Below are 19,603 nucleotides of genomic sequence, written 5' to 3' on the forward strand. Positions count from 1 at the left end.
TCATCGCGGTCTACGGGGTCAACGATATGGCACCGTGGGGACACATGTATGTCAATCCTGGTCTAACAGAGCCTTTTGTTTTAGGTGATGTTTCGACCGTGCGGCTACTTATCGGCAGCGGTCTTTTTGGCAGTCGACTTCTTGGCCGTCGTCTTTTTGGCGGTCGTCTTCTTGGCAGCAGTCTTCTTTGCCGCCGTTGTCTTCTTGGCCGCCGTCGTCTTCTTGGCCGTGCTCGCCTTGGTCGTGGTCTTGCGGCCGCGGGCGGGCTTCTTCTCCTTGGTCGGGCAGTCCATGTTGACGCAGATACGCCACGGACCGCGCGCCGTGTTGACCACCACGATGGGGGCGCCGCACTCGGGGCAGGTCTCACCCGTCGCCTCGAGCTTACCGCGCGCCGGTAGAGGATAGCTCACGCCGCAGTCATCGTAGTTGGTGCAGCGGATAAAGCGCTTGCCGCTCTTCTCGCTCTTGTGCGCGATCAGGTCGCCATGGCGTCCGGCCTCGGCGCACACCTTGCACTCGCCCACCTTAAGGTCGGGCTCGTAGTTGGTGGGGCACGTCGGGTTCACGCAGATCTCGAAAGCCTTCTGGCGGAACGGCTGGCACTTAATGCGCGGCGCGCCACACTCGGGGCACACGGCCGCCTCGCCCTCGAGCGGGCTTACCTTGACGCCGCTCGGCACCGGATAGGTCACGTCGCAGTCGGGCCAGCCCATGCAGCCAATGAAGCTGCCACGGGTCTTGGCACTCGTCTTCATAACCAGGTCCTTGCCGCACTTGGGGCAAGCGCCCACGCGCGCATCGGCCGTGACGGCGTCGCTGATGGCGTCGCCCAGCTCCTGCGTGTGCTTGAGCAGCTCGTCGAGCACGCCGGCCAGCAGCGCGCGCGAGTGCGTCACGACATGCTCTTCGGTATCCTCGCCGCGCTCCACGCGGGTCATGTCGCCATCGAGCTCGCTGGTCATATCGGGGCTCGTGATGCGCGGGGCAAACTGCGTCAGTGCATCGATGATGGCGATGCCCAGCTGACTCGGCTCCACGGGATCGTTTTTGAGGTAGCGCACGGCGTACAGGCGCTCGATGATGCTCGCGCGCGTGGACTTGGTGCCCAGGCCGCGCTTTTCCATCTCCTGCACGAGCTTGCCCTGGCTGTAGCGCGCGGGCGGCTCGGTCTGCTTGGCCTCGAGCTTAATGTCGAACACGTCGACCGTATCGCCCTGCTCCAGCGGCGGCATCTGCTCATCGCGCTTAAGGCCGTACGGATAGGCCTCGCGGAAGCCAGGGGTCACGAGCACGTCACCCGAGGCCACGAACGGCTCGCCGTTGACGTCGAGCTCGAGCTTGGTGTTCTCAATGGTCGCAGGACCCATAAGCGTCGCCAGGAAGCGACAGGCGATGAGGTCGTAGAGCTTGCGCTGACCGCCGTCGAGCGTGGACGGATCGCCCTCGCCCGTGGGATAGATAGGCGGGTGGTCGGTGGTCTCGACCTTGCCGCGCGTGGGCTTCATGGGGCCGGCGAGGACCTTTTTGCATACGGGCGCCAGCGCCGGGTTGATCTTTGCAAGGTCACTCACCACAGCGCCCAGATCAAGCGTCGCGGGGTATACGGTATTGTCGACACGCGGGTAGCTGATGAGACCGGCCATGTAGAGGGACTCGGCGATGCGCATGGTACGCGCAGGCGAGATACCCTCGGCTGCGGCGGCAGCCTGCAGCGAGGTGGTCGCAAACGGCGTGGGCGGCTGCTGCTTGCGCGAGCGCTTGGTCACCGCGGCGACGGTTGCCGTCTTGGCACCGTCAACGTGACCGTACGCCGTCTCAGCAGCATCCTTGTCGGTAAAGCGCGCCGTCTTGTGCGCGATCTTAAAGCGATCGTCCTCGGCAGCGCCTTGCGCGGCGCCCATGCCGCGAATCTGCCAATAGTCCTCGGGCACAAACGCCATGCGCTCGCGTTCGCGCTCGACCACCAGGGCAAGCGTCGGCGTCTGCACGCGGCCGGCGGAACGCACGTTGCCAAAGCCGCCAAACTTGGCGAGCGTCAGATAGCGCGTGAGCACCGCGCCCCAGATAAGGTCGATGTGCTGGCGGCTCTCGCCGGCGTCGGCCAGATTCTGGTCGAGCGAGACGAGATTATCGAAGGCCTGCGTGATCTCGGCCTTGGTAAACGAAGAATACTGGGCGCGGGCAACCGGCAAGTCCGGCGCAACCTCGCGCACCTTGTTGAGGGCGTCCGAACCGATCAGCTCGCCCTCGCGATCGAAGTCCGTGGCGATGATGACGCTGTCGGACTTTTTGGCAAGGTTCTTAAGCGAGCGGATGAGTTCCTTCTCGGCCGGCAGCTTAATGACGGGTGCCCAGGTGAGATACGGCAGACTCTCGAGCTTCCAGCCCTTGATGGAGATGCCGTCGGCAAGAAACGGCTTGCGCTTGGTGTCGTAGGGCGGGCGTGCCAGGCCATCGGGCATGTCGGCCGGTAGCATCTCGCCGTCCTCGGTAACCGAATACCAGCCCAGCTTTTTATCGAACAGCACGCTGTCGCAAAAATCGGGCGCAAGGATGTGACCGGCAAGGCCGATCGTCACGCACTCCTCGCCCTTCCACTCAAAACGGTAGATGGCGGTGTTGTACACCTTGTCCTTTTTTGGTTTGCCCGTGGACAGACGCTCGGCGATCTGACGCGCGGCGTCGTTTTTCTCGGCGATGATGAGCTTCAAAAGAGGCTCCTATCTCGTGTCTCTGCGGCTACGCCCGCCCGTATGGCGGCCGATTTACGCCCTTGCTTGCTCGATCTGCCCGATGAGCCAATCGCACCAGGCATCCATGCCCTCGCCCTTGCGCGCGCTCACGGCAAACCGCGGCGCCTGCGGATTGAGGTCATCGAGTGTCTTAGTATACCTATCCATGTCAAAATCGAAAGCCGGGGCCACGTCGACCTTGTTGAGCAGCTGTGCGCCGGCGTGTTGGAAGATGCCCGGGTACTTGATGGGCTTGTCGTCGCCCTCGGGCACTGAGAGGATCATGATGGACAGGTTCTCGCCCAAGTCAAAGTCGACCGGGCAGACCAGGTTGCCCACATTTTCGATAAAGATGACGTCGATGTTCTCCAGACCAACGGCCTGGTCGAACGCGTCAACGGCCTCCATGATCATGTTGCCCTCGAGATGGCACAGGCCGCCCGTGTTGATCTGGATGGCGGGCATGCCGGCTTCCTTCATGGTGATGGCGTCGACATCCGAGGCAATATCGCCCTCGATGACGGCGCAGCGCAGGCCAGCCTTGTCGCGCAGGCGCTCGTTGGTGCCCAGGATCGTGGTGGTCTTGCCCGAACCGGGGCTCGACAAGACGTTGATCACATAGGTGTTTGTCTCATTAAATCGCTGGCGCAGCTGATCTGCCAGGCGCTCGTTGCGCGACAGAATCGGCGATGCGATATCAATCGTTTTCTCGGCCATACTTAGCGCTCCTTACTTTGGCCCCTTTATACCCCATCACCAGATGGCTAGCGGGCTAATCGTCGGGGGTTTCGATTTCGATACTCGCGATATCGAGCTCGCGGCCGTGCAGTAGGCGCACGTTGGCACCACCACACTGGGGACAGCGACAGTGGAAGCGATCGTGGTCGAAAACCTCGCCACAGTCCAGACACTCGCTTTGTGGATGGACCTCCTCCACGGCAAGCTCGCAGCCTCGCGTGAGCGGGTCCTCGTCGCGAAACGTCTCCCACGCAAAGTCGAGCGCCTCGCGCACAACTTCGGTCATATCCCCGATACGCAGCGTCACCAAAACGGCGCGCGAGGCCCCCGCCCCACGCGCCGCGCGAATCACTGTATCGAGTATGCCGTTGACAATGCCAACCTCGTGCATACCGATTTACTCCTCGTCGTCCTCATCGTCCGAGAACAGGTCCAGACGGCTCACGAACAGGCCCTCCTTGCCCTCGCGCGCGGTGATGACCACGCGGGCGATGGCGAGCGAGATCTCGTAGAGCGAGAGCAAGGCGCCGTACATAAGACCCAGCGTGACGGGCGAGCCGTCGGGCGTGATCACGGCCGAGCCCACAAGCAGGCCAACGTATACATAACGCCAGGCACTGCGGAAGGCAGCGTAGGACACGATATGGAAGACGGACAGGTAGAAGATGATGAGCGGCAGCTCGAACGCCACACCAAAGCCGATCATAAAGAGCAGCTCCATGTTGACGTAGTTCTCCAGATCGGGCAGCGCCGTGGCGACGGCCGAAGTCTCGCCGATGAGCCACTCAAAGCCTGCAGGGATGATGATGAAGTAGCAGAAGATAGCGCCCAGGAAGAACAGCACCGTCGAGGCGAGCACCGTGGGCACGACCCATTTGCGCTCGTTGGGACGCAGTGCCGGCAGGAAAAATGCCAGAATCTGCCAGATGATCATGGGCGTGCACATGACCACGGCCATCTTGATGGCCAGCGAGAAGCGCAGGCCAAAGCCGCCGAGCGTGGTGGTGATGTAGAACTTACCGTCCGGCACAAAGGAGCGGATGGGGTCTTCCAAGATGTCGAGCACCACGGGTGTGGCGAAATACAGCACGATGGCGGCGGCAAACACCGACACGACCACGATGGTCAGGCGGCGACGGAGCTCGCCCAGGTGATCGAAGAGCGGCATGCGCGCAGGTCCGATAGGCATTACTCATCGCCTCCCTTCGGTGCATCGGCGGCAGCGGCGTCGTCCTCGGCCTCGAGCTCGCGGGCAAGTTGGTCGACGACGGCCTTGCGCTTGCGGGGACGACGGGCGTAGAGGTCGGCCGTCGTGGGCTCTGCCGGCTCGGGCTCGGGCTCCGGTTCTGCAGCAGGCTCAGGCTCGACGACAGGCTCAGCGGCAGCGGCAGGCTCGGCACCCTCGGCCTCGGACTCCTCAGCAGCACCCTCGCCCTCGGCGGCAGCCTCGCTCGCGGCCTTCTCGGCAGCAAGACGGGCGCGACGCTCGGCAAAGGTCTCCTTCTTGGCGGGCGCTGCCGTCTCGGCGGCATCCTCGTCCGCATCGGAATCGTCGTCGGTCGCAGCAGCCTTCTTGGGCTTGACCGGGGCCGAAGCGGCCTCGCTCACCGGATCGATAATCTCGGACTGAACAACGGCCGTCATCTTTTCCTGCGTCTCGCGGAACTGACGGATGGCACGGCCGATCGTGCGGCCCATCTGTGGGAGCTTATCCGGGCCAAACAGCAAAAAGCCGAAGACCACGATGATCGCGAGCTCACCCTCTCCAATACCAAACACACATACCTCCAAGGCTCGATGTGAGTCGAGCCCGCACCGCGCCATTCGGCCGGAACTCGTCTATTCATTCGGTCAAGTATAGCGCCCGGACGCCAAAACGTCCGAGCGCATCACAAACATATGCCAAACGGCACGCCCTTTTGGGGGGCAAAGATTATGCAGCGGTGATCGAAATCTCTTGGTCGACACCCAACAGCTGGACCACACGCATCACCGGGGGCTGCACATTGGTGCAGCTAAAGCGCTTGCCGTGGTCGACCGCGTGGTGCGCAGCGCCCACGAGCACGCCAATGCCCGTCGAATCGATGTAGCTCACCTGGGCAAAATCGAGCTCAACGGCCTCGGTGGGCTGCTCGAGCGCCAGGTCGATGGCATTGCGCAGGCTATCGGCGTTAGAGATATCGATCTCGCCGGTTACCTTAATGGTGTAGAGCTCTGGCGTGGGGTTGGTGGAAATACCCAAATCCATGTATACGCTCCTTTACGTATCGAAAGTGCGGATAGTACGGGAAGCCGCGCGTTAGGCGCGCTCGGCACGCGCAAGCTCGGCAGCGACGAGCTTAACGGCCAGCACCAGCACATCGAGCGCGGCCTCCAGGTCCTCGACCGTGGGATAGCTCGGCGCGATGCGGATGTTGGTGTCGCGCGGGTCCTTGCCATAGGGCCAAGTGGCGCCGGCCGGTGTGAGCTTGACGCCCAGGTCGGCGCAGAGCGCGGCGACCTTTTGGGCCGAGCCCTCGGGACCATCGAAGCTTACAAAGTAGCCGCCGCGGGGGTGCGTCCAGGTGGCGCAGCCCGTGTCGCCCAAGCCCTCGGTGAGCTTGCGCTCGACGGCCTCAAAGCGCGGGCGCAAGAACTCGGCATGCTTTTTCATGTGCTCCTTGACCGCCTCGATGGTGGGAAGGAAACGCACGTGGCGCAGTTGGTTGAGCTTATCGGCGCTGATGAGGCCGGCCTTCAGGCGCTTGGAGAACTCCGCGATAACCGCGGGGCTCGCACCGATAAAGCCGATACCGGCACCCGGGAAAGTGATCTTGGACGTCGAGGCAAAGGCCACCACGCGGTCCTCGGTGCCCGCCGTGCGGGCAAGATCGAAGATGTTGGCGAGCTCGTCGGTCTCGTCGTACAGGTCGTGCACGCAGTAGGCGTTGTCCCAGAAGATGCGGAAATCGGGCGCGGCCGTGGACATCTCGACCAGGCGGCGCACAGTGTCCTCGCTAAAGGTGATACCCGTGGGGTTGGAATACTTGGGCACGCACCAGATGCCCTTGATGGAATCGTCGGCGGCGACGAGGCGCTCGACCTCGTCCATGTCGGGGCCGTTGTCGGTCATCGCGACGGGGACGTTCTCGATACCCAGATCGGCGGTGATGCCAAAGTGGCGGTCGTAGCCGGGAACCGGGCACAGGAACTTGACCTTCTTGCCGTCGTGCGCGGCCTCGTAAGCCTCCCAAGGGTCGCTACCACATGAGCCGCAACGCCAGAACATACCGGCGATATCGTGCTCGATCAGCAAGCTCGACGAACCCAGTACGAGCGTCTGCTCGGCGGGACAGCCCAGGAACTCCCCTGCCAACTTGCGTGCCGAGGGAATACCCTCAAAACAGCCGTAGTTGGAACAATCGACGTTGCCGTCGTGCAGATCGGCGTCGGCATTGAGGATATCGAGCATGGGGCGCGAGATGTCCACCTGGGAGGGCGACGGCTTGCCGCGCGCCATGTCGAGCGCCAGGCCCTTGGCCTTGACCTCGGCGACCTCGGCTTTGAGCGCCTCGATGGCGACATCGAGTTCGGTGGTTTCCATCTTCTGGTAGATCGTCTGCATGGGGTGCGACCTTTCGCGAAGCGGTACGTTGCAGTTCGTCTAAGTATAGACCGCCACCGCCGCAACGTTATGAAGCCGTGATAGATTAAGTACATCGCAATAAATTACGAATCGCCGCGCATGCCGGCGTGGGGCGCCCAAGGAGGCACTATGGAATACGGATCGTTCCAGGCCGAAGAATTCGGCGACCTGCAGCGCCTGGTCGACGGACTGTTTTACGACCGCCACGCCATCGACCGCCTGGATCTGATCGTGCAGGCCGAGATCTTGGACTTGGCACCCGATCTCATGGAAATCGTCAACCTTTTGCCGCCCGGCTACTACGACCGCCAATCGCTTTGCGACCAGCTCAACTCCGCCTTGGCCGCCCACGGCTGGGGCGCCGTCTACGGCACCGTGGAATAAACCTAGTCATTTATGAACGTCCCCAATGACTAAAACGCCGCTTGTGATGGTGTTCACAGGCGGCGTTTTCAAACTTGTATGTGCTTTTACTCGTCCTTGGGCGCGGGGTGTTTGCAGACAACACTCATGTAGATCATGCCGAGCACGGCAGCGGTGACCGAACCGGCAAGAATGGCAGCCTTGGCAGCAAGAACCTCAAACTGGGCCGTCGGAAAGGCGAGACCGCTGATGAGAATCGACATGGTAAAGCCGATACCGCCCAGAATGCCCACACCGGCAATCATGTGCCAGTTGACGTTGTGCGGCAGCTCGCAGGCCTTGAGCTTGACCAAGGCAAACGTCATACCAAAGATGCCGATCGGCTTGCCCAGCAGCATGCCAAAGTACACGCCGAGCGTCACCGGGTCGGTGAGCAGCGTGCTCATGTCCACGCCCACCAGGCGAACCTGTGCGTTCACGAACGCAAAGATCGGCAGAATCACAAAGTTGACCGGCGTGGAGATCAGACGCTCCATGCGGATGAGCGGCGGGGTCACGCGGTGCATGACGCGCTCGACCTTGGTGGTCGAGACGGTAAAGTCATGCTGGCCCAGGATGTGTGCCTCGTCGTCGTAGCGGTCATCGAGCAGCGGCAGGCACTCGCCCAACCAATCGGTGAGGCTATCGAGCTTAACGCCGCACTTGGCCGGGATGGTAAAGGCCAAGATGACGCCAGCAAGTGTGGCATGTACGCCGCTCTTGAACATGCAGAACCACAACAGCAGACCCAGTACCGAATACGGGGCAAGGCGGTAATGCTGCGTCTTGTTGAGCCACACGAGCGCGCAGGTCACGAGCGCGGCGGCACCCAGCCAAAACGAATTGGGGCTCTGACCGTAGAAGATGGCGATGGCGGCGATGGAGATGAGGTCGTCGGCGATGGCGAGCGTCGAGAAGAACACGCGCACGCCGTTGGGCACGCGATTGCCCAAAAGCGACAGCACGCCCAGCGCAAAGGCAATATCGGTTGCCATGGGGATGGCCCAACCGTTGTGGGCGCCGGCATGGTTAAAGATCAGGTAGATGCAGGCGGGAACGACGACACCGCCCACGGCCGCCAGCATGGGAAGCATGGCCTGACGCGGATTCTTGAGCTCGCCGACCGTCATCTCGTACTTAAGCTCAATGCCCACGAGCAAAAAGAAAATCGCCATGAGGAAGTCGTTGACGAAAAGTTCAACGGTGAGACCGGCCGTAAGGTTGCCCAGACCCACATACAGCGGGGTCTCCAAAAAGTGATGGATGGCCTCGTAGGCATCGGTATTGGCGCAAATGACGGCGGCAATGGCGGCGAAGACCATGACGGCGGCGGAAATCGTGCCGTTCTCGGCAATGCGCTCCCAGATGTCGTGACGCTCAAAACGCTTGCGCTCACGGACGTTGAACAGCTGCTCGGGTGCTGCCATGGGCGGCTCCTTTCACGGGAAGGCTCCCGTCTTAAAAAAGCACGGCCCGCCCAAGTGGCGGCGCCGCGCTCTAACGTATTACGCTTGCATCTAGCCTACCCTGCACGACAAGCACGCAGGCGTGGCCGAAAAGCGGAACCACAGGTTGAACATTATTTGCCCAACGGCACGGGCACGCCTGTCCAAGAGACGACGCGGCGCCGTGCACAAAAAACGACCGGAGCGCGGGGCGTCCGCGATCCGGCCCGTGGCGTTTAGTGAACTAAACCTAGCAGGCGGCCATGATGGGGGCAGCGACCTGCTTCTTACGGGAGAGGACGCCCGGCATCCAGACGCCGTCGTGCTCGTCGGCAATGCCCAGGCCCTTCTGAGCGGCCTCGGTCTCGCCCTCGAGCAGGACCTGCGAGCCCTCCTCCATGATGTCGGTGATGCACAGGACAATGCCGTCAGCACCCTTCTCGGCGGCGTAGGCGCGCATGGCCTCGCGAATCTCGTCGATCATGCCGAGCGCACGACTCTTGTCGACGGTCTCGTACTGGCCGATGAGCAGCTTCTTGCCGGCGGGCTCGAACATCTTGATGTCGTTGCCGACCATCTCGGCTGCGGTGAAGGAGCCGGACGGACGGGTAAGGAAGACCTCCATGCCAAACTTGACCGGGTCGACGCCCACCTGCTCGCCGAGCTTGGCGGCGACGGCGCGGTCGACATCGGTGGTGGTGGGGCTCTTGAGCATGAGCGTGTCGGTCATCATGGCCGAGAGCAGCAGCTTAGCCTGGACGTCGGAAAGCTCAACGCCGAGCACGCCGGCGAGCTTGGTGACGATGGTGCAGCTGGAGCCCCAGGGCAGGCAGATGTAGTGCAGCGGGCCGGCGGTCTCGAAGTCGCCGATGCGATGATGATCGACGACGCCAAAGACCGTGGCGTCCTTAAGACCGGCGACGGACTGGGCGGACTCGTTGTGGTCGGTGAGGACGACGAGCTGACCGGCCTCGACGGACTCGATCACGCGAGGCTCGGCGATGCCGGCGTCGGCGAGCAGCTTGGCGGACTCTGCCGGAAGCTGACCAAGGGCGCAGGCCTCGTAGGTGTTGCCGGCATACTCAACCTGGTTGAGCAGCTGGGACAGGACGACGGTGCTCATGATGGCGTCGTTATCGGGGTTCTGGTGACCAAAGACAAGAACGTTTGCCATGGGTTTCCTCCACTTGATATGTGTACTTGGACGTAGCTATGGTAGCACGCCGATGCCGAGCCTTCGCAGACGGAAGGGCCACGGCATATTTTGGGGCAGGCACGGGGGCCAAGGCTGTCCCTTTTACACCGTGTTGGTGCAAAGTAACCTGATCCCCTTGCACCAGCTATTTACCGGCGGCGCGCAGAGCTACGTAGGCGGCGCCGATGATGCCGGCGTCGTTGCCGAGCGAAGCGACCTTAATGGGCGTCTCACGCGAGGCGGAAAGCGCGTAGCGCTGGAAGTGCTCGCGAACGGCGTCGAGGTAGACATCGGCCGAAGCGGACGCGCCACCACCGATCAGGAACATCTCGGGGTCGACCACGTTGGCGATAAGCGCCAGAGCGCGGCCGAGATAGTCGGCCATGGTATCGGCAGCTGCCAGCGCCAGTTTGTCACCCTCGCGGCAGGCCTGGAACACGTCCTTGGAATCTGAGGGGCCGGTGAGCTCGATGGGCTCGACGCCCGCCTTCTTGCACTCGGCAAGGTAGTTGCTCACCACGCCGGTGGCACTGGAATACTGCTCCAGGTGGCCATGGCCACCGCAGCCGCAGGTACGCTCCTCGGCCGGGTTCAGGCACATATGGCCAATCTCGCCGCCGGCGCCCACAACGCCCGATACCACATCGCCGTTAACGATAACGCCGCCGCCCACGCCGGTACCGATGGTGACCATCACCACGTTCTGCACGCCCTTGGCAGAACCGAGCCAGGCCTCGCCCATGGCAGCGGCGTTGGCATCGTTCTCGTACTTAACGACCGCGTCGGGGCAGTGCTTTTGAATGGCGATCCTCAGCTCGGGCAGGTTAATGGCAATGTTGGCCTTGACCTTGGCATCGCCCGATGCCGGGATGGGGCACGGAACGGCCAGGCCAATGCCCGCCACAAAGGCACGCGGAATCCGTGCCTTGGCGACCACCTGGTCGATAGCCTCGGTCACCGCGGCAAAGCCCGCAGCGTCAACGATGGGAGGCGTGGGCACGCTGGCCTTGGCCAGCAGGTTTCCGTCCTCGTCGAACAGGCCCTCCTTAACCGAAGTGCCGCCGACGTCAATGCCGATGTAGTACTGCTTAGGTTCCATGGGAGCCCACCTTTCTCGTTTAAACATTGTCTGTATGGTACCGCTCCCAAGGCAAAAACCTACCAAAAAGGGACAGGTTTGTTTTGGCAGGTTTTATCTGGGGAAACGCAAATGGCTGCTCAACAGGCCGCGCAAGACCATCCCCAAAAATAAAGGCGCCGGGAGGCGGAGACTCCCGGCGCCCGTCAAAGGGACTATGTTGTCTGTTGGACCGCACGGTCCTTCGCGGCGATAACGCCGACTAGGCCTTAAGTGCCTGCAGCTGCTTGTGGATTTCGATGAGCTCCGTCGCCATGACGCGCATGGTCTCGGTACCGGCCATCTGGTCCTCGGCATGCAGCAGAATCAACGGGGCCTCGCCGTTACGCTCGCCGTTGGCCTCCTTCTTCAGAAGCCCCATGTGAACATCGTGGCCACCGTTATAGGCCTCGTCGCCCTGCTTGATAAGCTCCTCGGCGGCGTCAAAATCGCCCTCCTTGGCCTTTTGCACGGCATTGATGTACATGCTCTTGGCGGTACCGACGTAGCTGATGATCTCAAAGCAGGTCATCTGCAGTTCGTTCATATCCTCCATGCAGAGCACCTATCCCATCACGCTGACGCAGTGGTCGATGATGCCGGCAGCGTTCATGCGGCCGTAGTCGACCATGTTGATGACCTCGACCGGAAAACGACCGGCGACCTCCTTCTCAAAATCGCCCTTGGTGTAGCCGATCTGCGGGCCAAGCAGCAACATGTCGCACTCGTCCAGGTGATCGTGGGCCTCGTTCATGGGACGAGCCTCGATCTCGATATCCAGACCACGGTTTGCAACCTCGGCCTGCATCTTCTGGACCAGCAGGCTCGTGGACATACCGGCATTGCAGCAGAGCATGATCTTCTTCATGGTTTCCTCCTTATAACTGCGCGGCGCGCAGACGACAACTGGTTTTATTCCTTGCGGCTATTGTGCCCACCCCCCTGCATCTTTACACAAGGGAGAGAGCCGCGGGCACCGGCACCGCGTACCGGCGCCCGCAAAGGTGAAAGGGACGAACGTTAGGCGTTCTACTCGGCGAGAGTCTCCTGCTTGGCGATTGCCTTCTCGGAAATCTTCATAAAGGGCAGGTAGACGGCCATGCCAATGACAATCTCGAGAGCCTGCCACACGCCGGCGCGCCAGTCAAAGCCCGTAGCGAGCAGGGCATTGATGACGGGAGGCATGGTCCAGGGCACCTGGGCGATGCAGGGGCTGATGATGCCTGCGCAGGTAAGGCCATAGGTGATGCCGATGAACAGGTCGGGAAGAAGGACAAACGGGATCATAAGCGGCAGGTTGTACACGATGGGGTAACCGTAGATAACCGGCTCGTTGATGTTGAACAGACCAGGCAGGATAGCCATCTTAGAAACGGTCTCGGAAGCCTTGTTCTTGGAGAACAGGAGCGTGTCGAGCAGAAGCATGAGGGTGCAGCCCGAGCCGCCGATGAGGGCAAAGCTGTTAACGATCTGCATGTTCATGTAGTGATCGGGCTGGATGGTGCCACCGGCGGCGAAGGTAGCCATGTTGTCGACAATGAGCATGGTCAGGATCGGCTCGACGGTAGCGCCAGAGATGGTGGACTGGTGAATACCGACGCAGAACAGCAGGTTGGCAAGGGTGTAGATGAGGATAACAGCCCACGGACCGGCGTTCATGATGTTCTTGAGCGGGTTGGAGATGCACGTGGAGATGATGGCGCACAGATCGGTGCCGGCGCACACGGCGAGCAGGGCTGCGGCAAGAGCGAAGATTGCGAGGTTGAGCAGCATCGGGATCATGACGTTGAAGGAGTTGGAGACCGCGGGAGGCACGCCCTCGCCCAGCTTAACCTTGAGCTTCTCGACGCCAGAAATCTTGATGAAGAGCGAGACGGAGAGCAGAGCGATGATAATGGCCGAGAACAGACCGTTGGTGCCGGTGTTGGCAGTCGAAAGGGCGCCCGTGACCTCGGCGGAGGTGATCTTGTCGGTGAGCAGCGGGCTCGTGGCGGCAAGCGAGGCGGTGATCTGCTGCGGCATCATGATGACGAAGGCAGAGATGGCGACGACCACGCAAGCGAGCGGGTTATCGAAACGCTTGTTCTTGGCGAGGCTGTAGCCAATCAATCCGGCCAAGATAATGGCAGAGACATTGAGGGTGCCCAGCGTAATTGCCGAGCCCCACGTCTGAAGGTTGGCAAGGCCCGCCGCATCGAGCGGGAACAGAGGGAACACGACGTTGTTAATAAGAACCGCGATACCCGCAAGGATATAGAGCGGCGTGATGGTCGCGAAGGCGTCACGCAGGGAACGCAGGTGAACCTGGTTTCCCACCTTCGCAGAGACCTCGGCAAACTTGTCGAGGAAGCTCTTTCCGTTGTCACTGGCCATGATTGCTCCTAACTTTCAAATCCGGCCTTTCCTATGCGCACGGTGGTCTGTCGCCCTCTGCCACCAGATGTGCCATGTGTTGCGCGCGGCGGCGCGCGGTCTGGACGTTCGTCCGGTCGCTAATCAACCACGTGGGTCGTGGCGACCTGTTTGAGCCAGGCCGCCGACTTCTTAAGACGGCGCTTATAGCCATCCATCAGATCGACCTCGACAAAGCCATAGCGATTCTTAAAGGCATTGGCCCAAGACCAGTTATCGATGACGGCCCAATAATGGTATCCGCGGCACTTGGCGCCCTCGTCGATGGCCTTGGCCACCCACTCCAGGTGCTGACGTACAAAGTCGACGCGGTAGTCATCCTGGATGGTTCCTTCGGCGTCACGGTTCTTGTATTCGTCCATGATGCCGATGCCGTTCTCGGAAACGAACCACTCAAGATCGGGGTAGTTCTTAGCGCAGTCCATGCCAAAGTCGTAGAGGCCCTGCGGGTAGATCTCCCAGCCGCGGCTCTCGTTCATAACGGCGTCGGGCCATACGTACTCGTCGGCAAAGTGCGGCAGGCCGTACTGGTCGACCTTGCTCGCCGGCGCCTGAACACGCGTGGGGTGGTAGTAGTTGCAGCCTAGCCAGTCGACAACACCCTGCTTGAGGATCTCTTGGTCGCCGGCGCGGAACGGGAGCTTAACGCCGCCCTCGGCCAGGCTGTCGAGCACGTCGGCAGGAAGCTCGCCCTTGGTGATGAGGTCGAGCCACCAGCGGTTGTTGATGCCGCTGGTCATGCGCACGGCCTCGAGGTCCGCCTCGCTGGGGTTCTCCTTGGTGTAGACCGGGGTAAAGCAGTTGATCATGCCGATCTTGGCATCGGCGCGAATAGCGCCCTCGTCATAGGCGCGACGATAGTTGGCCACGGCCAGCGCGTGCGCCAGCGAGATGTGATACTGCACGGTGCGGGCGCGGTTGAAGTCGTGGAGCTGCGGGAACCACACGCCCTCCTGATAGCGCTGCTCGGGCTCGACGATGGGCTCGTTAAAGGTGAACCAGTACTTAATCTCCTGGCCAAACTCGTGGAAGGCGACGTCGGCGTAATGTGCGTAAGCCTCGACAACCTCACGGCTCTCCCAGCCGCCACGGTTAAAGAGGTAGGTGGGCATGTCAAAGTGGTACAAGTTGACAAACGGCTCCAAGCCGGCTTCGCGAGAGGCGCGGAACAACTCGTGATACCACGCGGCACCTTCCTCGTTGAGGTTGCCGTCGGCATCGAGCAGACGGCTCCACTGGATGGAAGTGCGATAGGTATCCAGACCCAAGTCCTTCAAAATGCGAAGGTCTTCCTGGTACTTGGCCATAAAGTCATTGCCGGCGTAAGAGCCAACGCGGTTGTAGAACGAACCCAGATCCTGGATGGACCAGGTGTCCCACAGGTTCTCGAGCTTGCCGCCCTGGTTCCACTGACCCTCAGTCTGCGGGCCGGACATAGCAGCGCCAAAGAAGAAGTCGTTGGGCAGCTGATACTGTGCCATCAAAGTCCTCGCTTTCGTGTTCTAGAGCTTCCGGTTGGAGACGGGTTTGCTTTGGCAGGTTATCCGGCGCGGGCGCGCACCGGTCATACCGATATCCAACCCGCCAAAACAAAACCGTCCCCAAACGGTCGATCCTGTTCTGCGGAAAGATTCCGTTCGTTGCTTAAACTATAGCGCTCTAATTCTAAAAGTAAAGCGTCTTTTTCTTTTTTCTTTCTCGAGCTTCTTAGATAAAGGTTATATGGGTGCCTTGTTAAGGGTTATACTTACTTGCGTATTGATATATGTCGGAAAGGAGGTTCAATGATTCCCAAATACGAGGCGATAGCTGCAGATATTCGTCGAAGCATCGAGGATGGCACTCTTAAACCGGGCGACAAGCTTCCCACCGTCGTTGAGTTCTGCGAGCTCTATAGCGTTTCCAAAATCACCGTCAAACGAGCTATCGAGCAAATCACCGAGGAAGGTCTTATTACCAGCCGACGCGGATCGGGTACCTACGTTAAGGACACGGCGGGGCTTCCCGGCCAGGCGTTTTTCCAGGGCAAAAACGACCGTGCCCAGGGCTTTTCGTATGAGCACCGCGGGGAGAAGGTGACCTCGGTGGTCTACGATTTCTCGATTGTTAATCCACCAGCGGACATCGCAGCCCAGCTGGGAATTGCCGAGGATGACTTTGCCTATCACATCGTGCGCGTGCGTCAGGCCGATGAGAAGCCCATCGTTATCGAGTACACCTACATGCCCCTCGAGCTGATTCCAGGCCTTAAAAAGAAGGACCTGTACGGATCGGTCTACCACTTCATCCGCGAGCAATGTGGGCTGAAGATTTCGAGCTTCCACCGTACCATTCGCGCCGTGGCAGCAACCGAGGAAGAAGCCGAGCGCTTGGACACCAAGCCTGGCTCTCCCCTGCTCGAGCTCACCCAGATTGGCTTTTTGGACAGCGGCGCCGCCTTTGAGTATTCGGTCTCGCGCAACGTTGGCGACCGCTTTGAGTTGCACAACGTAACGTTGGCATAGGTTTTTGTAGTCATCCGGGCGCTCGCTTTGAGCTGTTTTGTGCAGCGCCCGCGCAACACAATGGGGGTATGAACATGTCCGATTTGATTAAGCTGACGCCGATCTTCCACGAGAAGATCTGGGGCGGTCGCCACCTCGAAACCGTATTTGGCTACGACATTCCCGATGGCCCCATCGGTGAGTGCTGGGCCATCTCGGCCCACCCCAACGGCGACTGCCAGATTGCGGAGGGCCCGTATGCCGGCCACACGCTGTCGTGGCTGTGGGCCGAGCATCGCGAGCTCTTTGGCAACTGCGAGGGCAAGGAGTTCCCGCTGCTCATTAAGATTCTGGACGCCAAGGACGACCTTTCGATCCAGATTCATCCCAACGACGAGTACGCTGCCGAGCACGAGAACGGTAGCCTGGGCAAAACCGAGTGTTGGTATGTGCTGGACTGCGAGCCCGACGCCACGATCATCGTCGGCCAGCGTGCCAAGGACCGCGCCGAGGCCGCACAAATGATCGAGGAAGGACGTTGGGACGACATGCTCAACGTGTTGCCGATTCACAAGGGCGACTTTTTCCAGATTGATTCCGGTACCGTGCACGCCATCAAGACCGGCACGCTCATTTTGGAGACGCAGCAGTCGAGCGACGTGACGTATCGTCTGTACGACTACGACCGTCCCGGCACTGACGGCAACCTGCGCCCGCTGCACATTGAGCAGAGCCTCGACTGCATCGACTTTGATGCTCAGGCTCCGACCGACGGCACGGTGACCGCGCCCGAGGTGGACGGCGTGACCGAGCTCGAGTCCAACCCCTGCTACACCGTCGATCGCGTGCGCGTCAACGGCAGCAAGACCCTCGACCAGCGCTGGCCCTTCATGTGCCTGTCGGTCATCGACGGCGAAGGCACCGTCTGCGGCGGCCCCGTCCACAAGGGAAGCTACCTGTTGGCCCCGAGCACCGTCAGCTCCATCGACCTCGAAGGCAAGATGGAACTGATCATCAGCCACCTGTAGGCCACCGGTCCCCAAGCGCTCGCCGGGACGGGGCGCGGGGTTTGGTCGCCTGCTCGGACAGTCCTGCTCGCACGGAGAGCACATTAAGTGCTCTCCGGCTCGTGCGGAACTCGCGATCGACCAAACCCCGCGTCCCGTCCCGGCGAGCCTCTGGCTAGTTACGACAATCAAAAAGCAACAAGGGGCTCCCCCGCTCATCAAACGGGAGAGCCCCTCACCATACATAACGAATCAAGGTGCCTATAGGTAGACCTTTTCGAGAAACGATAATGTGTCCTGAAGACGCGCTCTCTCTTTACGATCGGTCTGCCGATTTACATAAGAAGAAAAGTCCGCAAAGAAGTCTCCGGCGTCAGCCCTCATTTGCTCTATTAGCTCCAAGCGAGCCGAAGGCGGCAACAAACCCGCAAGTCGAACAATATCCGAGCGATGCTTTCGTCGATCTTTATCGTTGCAATGGCGCCCTTCTTCATAGCTCCTATTGATATCAATGTGTGCACGCATCTTGAGGGGAATGATATGGAGCGCATCGAGCAACGTAATGCCCTCTACGTTCGCTGCGTTGTCGCGAATAAATTCGTAGTAGCCATCGTCGAGAATAATTGCCGAAAGACTTGATACGGCCCCGTCAAAGGAAAGAGGTGCCACTTCGCTCGTTTCATCTTCGAGCACAAAATCAGGATGTCGGGCGAATAGCTCAATTTGGCCGGGATAGTCTAGGACTTGCCTTGATCCTTCGGGCAAACAGAACCGATAGTAAGTGCACTTTCCATCGCCGACCTTCCCAGTCTCATATCCGACAGCTTTGATAAATGCCCACAATGCAGTGGCGAATTCAACGCCTTCCCCATCAACAATTACGACGATATCCAAGTCTTCAGTAGCTCTAAACGAATCGCCCTCATTGTCAAATAGAACGCTGCAGGCCCCTCCACCAATAAGGACGTAACCGCCTTTACAGCCGCTCATGGCATCGGCAAATCGCTCTATTCCCCTCACTTTTGACATATCGTCCTCCTGAGCTGTTCGACCGCGTCGAGCAGACGATCTTCTTTGTAATCTGCTTTTGCGCAAGCAACGTATAAGGAAAACGGGTCGACACACTGCAAACCCGTCGCGTCAAAACTAATATCGGACGGCGCGTCCACGGGATACGACCAGACCTCAATCACAACTGCCGCCGGTTCGTACCACTGAGCCTCCAGCCATCTGTCGCCCATATGCTCTTTCAAGGCCTCTAGCTGATATTTTTCGAGAGCAATGGTTGGAGCAGAGTCTTCATGGGCAAGGTCGGACATATAGCTAAGGGCAGACACACCGGAAAGCAGCGCATCAACGGCACGTAGCTCTGTTCTCTCGATAACCTTCTTGAGCCGGATTCGCTCTAAAACTGGCGTGCGAAGATAGTCCTCAAACCCATCTAGCAACGTCTCGGTCGACAGCCCGGCGTCGCACAATATACGCTTTTTGCCGTCCCGCATAATCAACCCAGGAGCTATAGCGGCGATTTCCGAAAGATAGCCGCTGACGCTTGCCGCGCTTTTGCCACACAGACGCGCTAGGTCGCCGGCGGAGCAGTCAACCCATCGTCCCGCAATGAGATTTAGGACGATTCGTTGAGATTGGGACGAAAGCGGAGCAGCGGGAGAAGCACCCAGCACCTCATCGGAAATAACGGCTCCGATAAACGGCAGGAACGCATTTCGCTCATCTCGGATATATGCGATTCCCTCCGAAGAAAGCGCGCGCATAAAACCTAAATCCATAGCATCCCAGCAAATTACCACCGGGTGAACATCTAACTTGCGCACCGCACTGACGAGATTTCGCGCCGAAATGACACTGGGCGGTTCCTTTGGTTCCGCAACAATAAAACGGCCCTGTTTAGACATGCCGAGCCGTGCCAAGCGAAGCGAATACCGCTCAAGATACATGCGAGGAATCTGCATCTCAACTGGCTCCGGGTCGATAGCGAGCTCTAAAGAGAAGAGTCTTTTTGGGAGGCAGTTTATCAGCATGTACAATCACCGTTTTCATTTCGGTTACATTTTAGCGTCTATCTGAAATTATACTGAATCGTATAAAATCATCAATCATCAAAGCCAAGCGCACCATTCAAAACGCAACAAGGGGCTCCCCCGTTCTTTAACGGGGGAGCCCCTTGCCATGTCTAAGTATTCAGCCCACCCGGCCCTCCAGACCAAAAAGCGAACGGGCAAAGCGACGTTCGCAAGCAACGTTATCTAAGGACCTGGGCGGGCGTATGGGGCAACATCGATCGCGAGTTCCGCACGAGCCGGAGAGCACTTAATGTGCTCTCCGTGCGAGCAGGACTGCCCGAGCAGGCGATGTTGCCCCATACGCCCGCCCAGGTCCGCCGGGATTATGACAGCTTGACGATCGGAGCGAATCCCTACATGAGC

19 protein-coding genes are annotated in these 19,603 nt (G+C 60.1%); 3 read left to right on the top strand and 16 right to left on the bottom strand.

Features of this window, described 5'->3' with window-relative positions; translation table 11 throughout:
- Window positions 1-104: 104 nt before the first annotated feature.
- The 7 genes from AB5202_RS08685 to AB5202_RS08715 form a co-directional block, all read right to left on the bottom strand.
- Complete coding sequence (locus AB5202_RS08685) at window positions 105-2,714, bottom strand: DNA topoisomerase I (protein WP_368144353.1); 2,610 nt, start codon at window positions 2,712-2,714, stop codon at window positions 105-107.
- A gap of 54 nt (window positions 2,715-2,768) precedes the next feature.
- Window positions 2,769-3,452, bottom strand: a complete 684-nt coding sequence (gene hypB / locus AB5202_RS08690; RefSeq protein WP_006235936.1) for a hydrogenase nickel incorporation protein HypB — start codon at window positions 3,450-3,452, stop codon at window positions 2,769-2,771.
- Between the two features lie 55 nt (window positions 3,453-3,507).
- Window positions 3,508-3,864, bottom strand: a complete 357-nt coding sequence (hypA, locus tag AB5202_RS08695) for a hydrogenase maturation nickel metallochaperone HypA (protein WP_022093859.1) — start codon at window positions 3,862-3,864, stop codon at window positions 3,508-3,510.
- A gap of 6 nt (window positions 3,865-3,870) precedes the next feature.
- Window positions 3,871-4,662: a twin-arginine translocase subunit TatC gene (gene tatC / locus AB5202_RS08700; RefSeq protein ID WP_055285525.1), complete on the bottom strand. Its 792-nt coding sequence runs from the start codon at window positions 4,660-4,662 to the stop codon at window positions 3,871-3,873.
- Complete coding sequence (locus tag AB5202_RS08705; RefSeq protein ID WP_226802901.1) at window positions 4,662-5,252, bottom strand: twin-arginine translocase TatA/TatE family subunit; 591 nt, start codon at window positions 5,250-5,252, stop codon at window positions 4,662-4,664. The genes tatC and AB5202_RS08705 overlap by 1 nt, the downstream gene beginning before the upstream one ends.
- 154 nt (window positions 5,253-5,406) lie before the next feature.
- On the bottom strand, window positions 5,407-5,721 hold the full coding sequence (locus AB5202_RS08710) for an STAS domain-containing protein (protein ID WP_035137695.1): 315 nt from the start codon (window positions 5,719-5,721) through the stop codon (window positions 5,407-5,409).
- Window positions 5,722-5,772: 51 nt separating this feature from the next.
- Window positions 5,773-7,077 (bottom strand): aspartate aminotransferase type Ic, encoded by a 1,305-nt coding sequence (locus AB5202_RS08715; RefSeq protein ID WP_368144355.1) that lies wholly within the window; start codon window positions 7,075-7,077, stop codon window positions 5,773-5,775.
- Between the two features lie 150 nt (window positions 7,078-7,227).
- Between AB5202_RS08715 and AB5202_RS08720 the strand changes: the two genes are divergently transcribed.
- Complete coding sequence (locus AB5202_RS08720) at window positions 7,228-7,482, top strand: hypothetical protein (RefSeq protein ID WP_022093864.1); 255 nt, start codon at window positions 7,228-7,230, stop codon at window positions 7,480-7,482.
- An 86-nt stretch (window positions 7,483-7,568) separates the two neighbouring features.
- On the opposite strand, the gene nhaA is transcribed toward AB5202_RS08720, so the two are convergent.
- From nhaA to AB5202_RS08755, 7 genes are all read right to left on the bottom strand, one after another.
- Entirely contained in the window at window positions 7,569-8,927 is a 1,359-nt protein-coding gene (gene nhaA, locus AB5202_RS08725) for a Na+/H+ antiporter NhaA (RefSeq protein WP_368144356.1), read from the bottom strand.
- A 268-nt stretch (window positions 8,928-9,195) separates the two neighbouring features.
- On the bottom strand, window positions 9,196-10,119 hold the full coding sequence (locus AB5202_RS08730) for a manganese-dependent inorganic pyrophosphatase (RefSeq protein WP_368144357.1): 924 nt from the start codon (window positions 10,117-10,119) through the stop codon (window positions 9,196-9,198).
- Between the two features lie 166 nt (window positions 10,120-10,285).
- Window positions 10,286-11,239, bottom strand: a complete 954-nt coding sequence (locus AB5202_RS08735; RefSeq protein ID WP_368144358.1) for an ROK family protein — start codon at window positions 11,237-11,239, stop codon at window positions 10,286-10,288.
- A 241-nt stretch (window positions 11,240-11,480) separates the two neighbouring features.
- Window positions 11,481-11,813 (bottom strand): PTS sugar transporter subunit IIA, encoded by a 333-nt coding sequence (locus AB5202_RS08740; protein ID WP_199411192.1) that lies wholly within the window; start codon window positions 11,811-11,813, stop codon window positions 11,481-11,483.
- A gap of 9 nt (window positions 11,814-11,822) precedes the next feature.
- Window positions 11,823-12,125: a PTS sugar transporter subunit IIB gene (locus AB5202_RS08745; protein WP_368144359.1), complete on the bottom strand. Its 303-nt coding sequence runs from the start codon at window positions 12,123-12,125 to the stop codon at window positions 11,823-11,825.
- A gap of 161 nt (window positions 12,126-12,286) precedes the next feature.
- On the bottom strand, window positions 12,287-13,630 hold the full coding sequence (locus AB5202_RS08750) for a PTS sugar transporter subunit IIC (RefSeq protein WP_035137701.1): 1,344 nt from the start codon (window positions 13,628-13,630) through the stop codon (window positions 12,287-12,289).
- A gap of 119 nt (window positions 13,631-13,749) precedes the next feature.
- Window positions 13,750-15,150 carry a glycoside hydrolase family 1 protein gene (locus tag AB5202_RS08755; protein WP_117746098.1) on the bottom strand — a complete coding sequence of 467 codons (1,401 nt, stop codon included), beginning with the start codon at window positions 15,148-15,150 and terminating at the stop codon, window positions 13,750-13,752.
- 303 nt (window positions 15,151-15,453) lie between these two features.
- On the opposite strand from AB5202_RS08755, the gene AB5202_RS08760 reads away from it, so the two are divergent.
- On the top strand, window positions 15,454-16,173 hold the full coding sequence (locus AB5202_RS08760) for a GntR family transcriptional regulator (RefSeq protein ID WP_156598143.1): 720 nt from the start codon (window positions 15,454-15,456) through the stop codon (window positions 16,171-16,173).
- Window positions 16,174-16,247: 74 nt separating this feature from the next.
- A complete protein-coding gene (locus AB5202_RS08765; protein WP_438265670.1) occupies window positions 16,248-17,180 on the top strand; it encodes a type I phosphomannose isomerase catalytic subunit in 933 nt (310 codons plus the stop codon).
- A gap of 240 nt (window positions 17,181-17,420) precedes the next feature.
- Here the strand turns inward: AB5202_RS08765 and AB5202_RS08770 are convergent, their stop codons facing one another.
- Together AB5202_RS08770 and AB5202_RS08775 are read right to left on the bottom strand one after the other, a co-directional pair.
- Window positions 17,421-18,188, bottom strand: a complete 768-nt coding sequence (locus AB5202_RS08770; protein ID WP_368144662.1) for a hypothetical protein — start codon at window positions 18,186-18,188, stop codon at window positions 17,421-17,423.
- Window positions 18,176-19,129 (bottom strand): hypothetical protein, encoded by a 954-nt coding sequence (locus AB5202_RS08775; RefSeq protein ID WP_368144661.1) that lies wholly within the window; start codon window positions 19,127-19,129, stop codon window positions 18,176-18,178. The genes AB5202_RS08770 and AB5202_RS08775 overlap by 13 nt, the downstream gene beginning before the upstream one ends.
- Window positions 19,130-19,603: the final 474 nt, after the last annotated feature.

The organism is Collinsella aerofaciens, from assembly GCF_040915545.1.
In the GTDB taxonomy this organism is placed as follows: Bacteria; Actinomycetota; Coriobacteriia; order Coriobacteriales; family Coriobacteriaceae; genus Collinsella; species Collinsella aerofaciens_BE.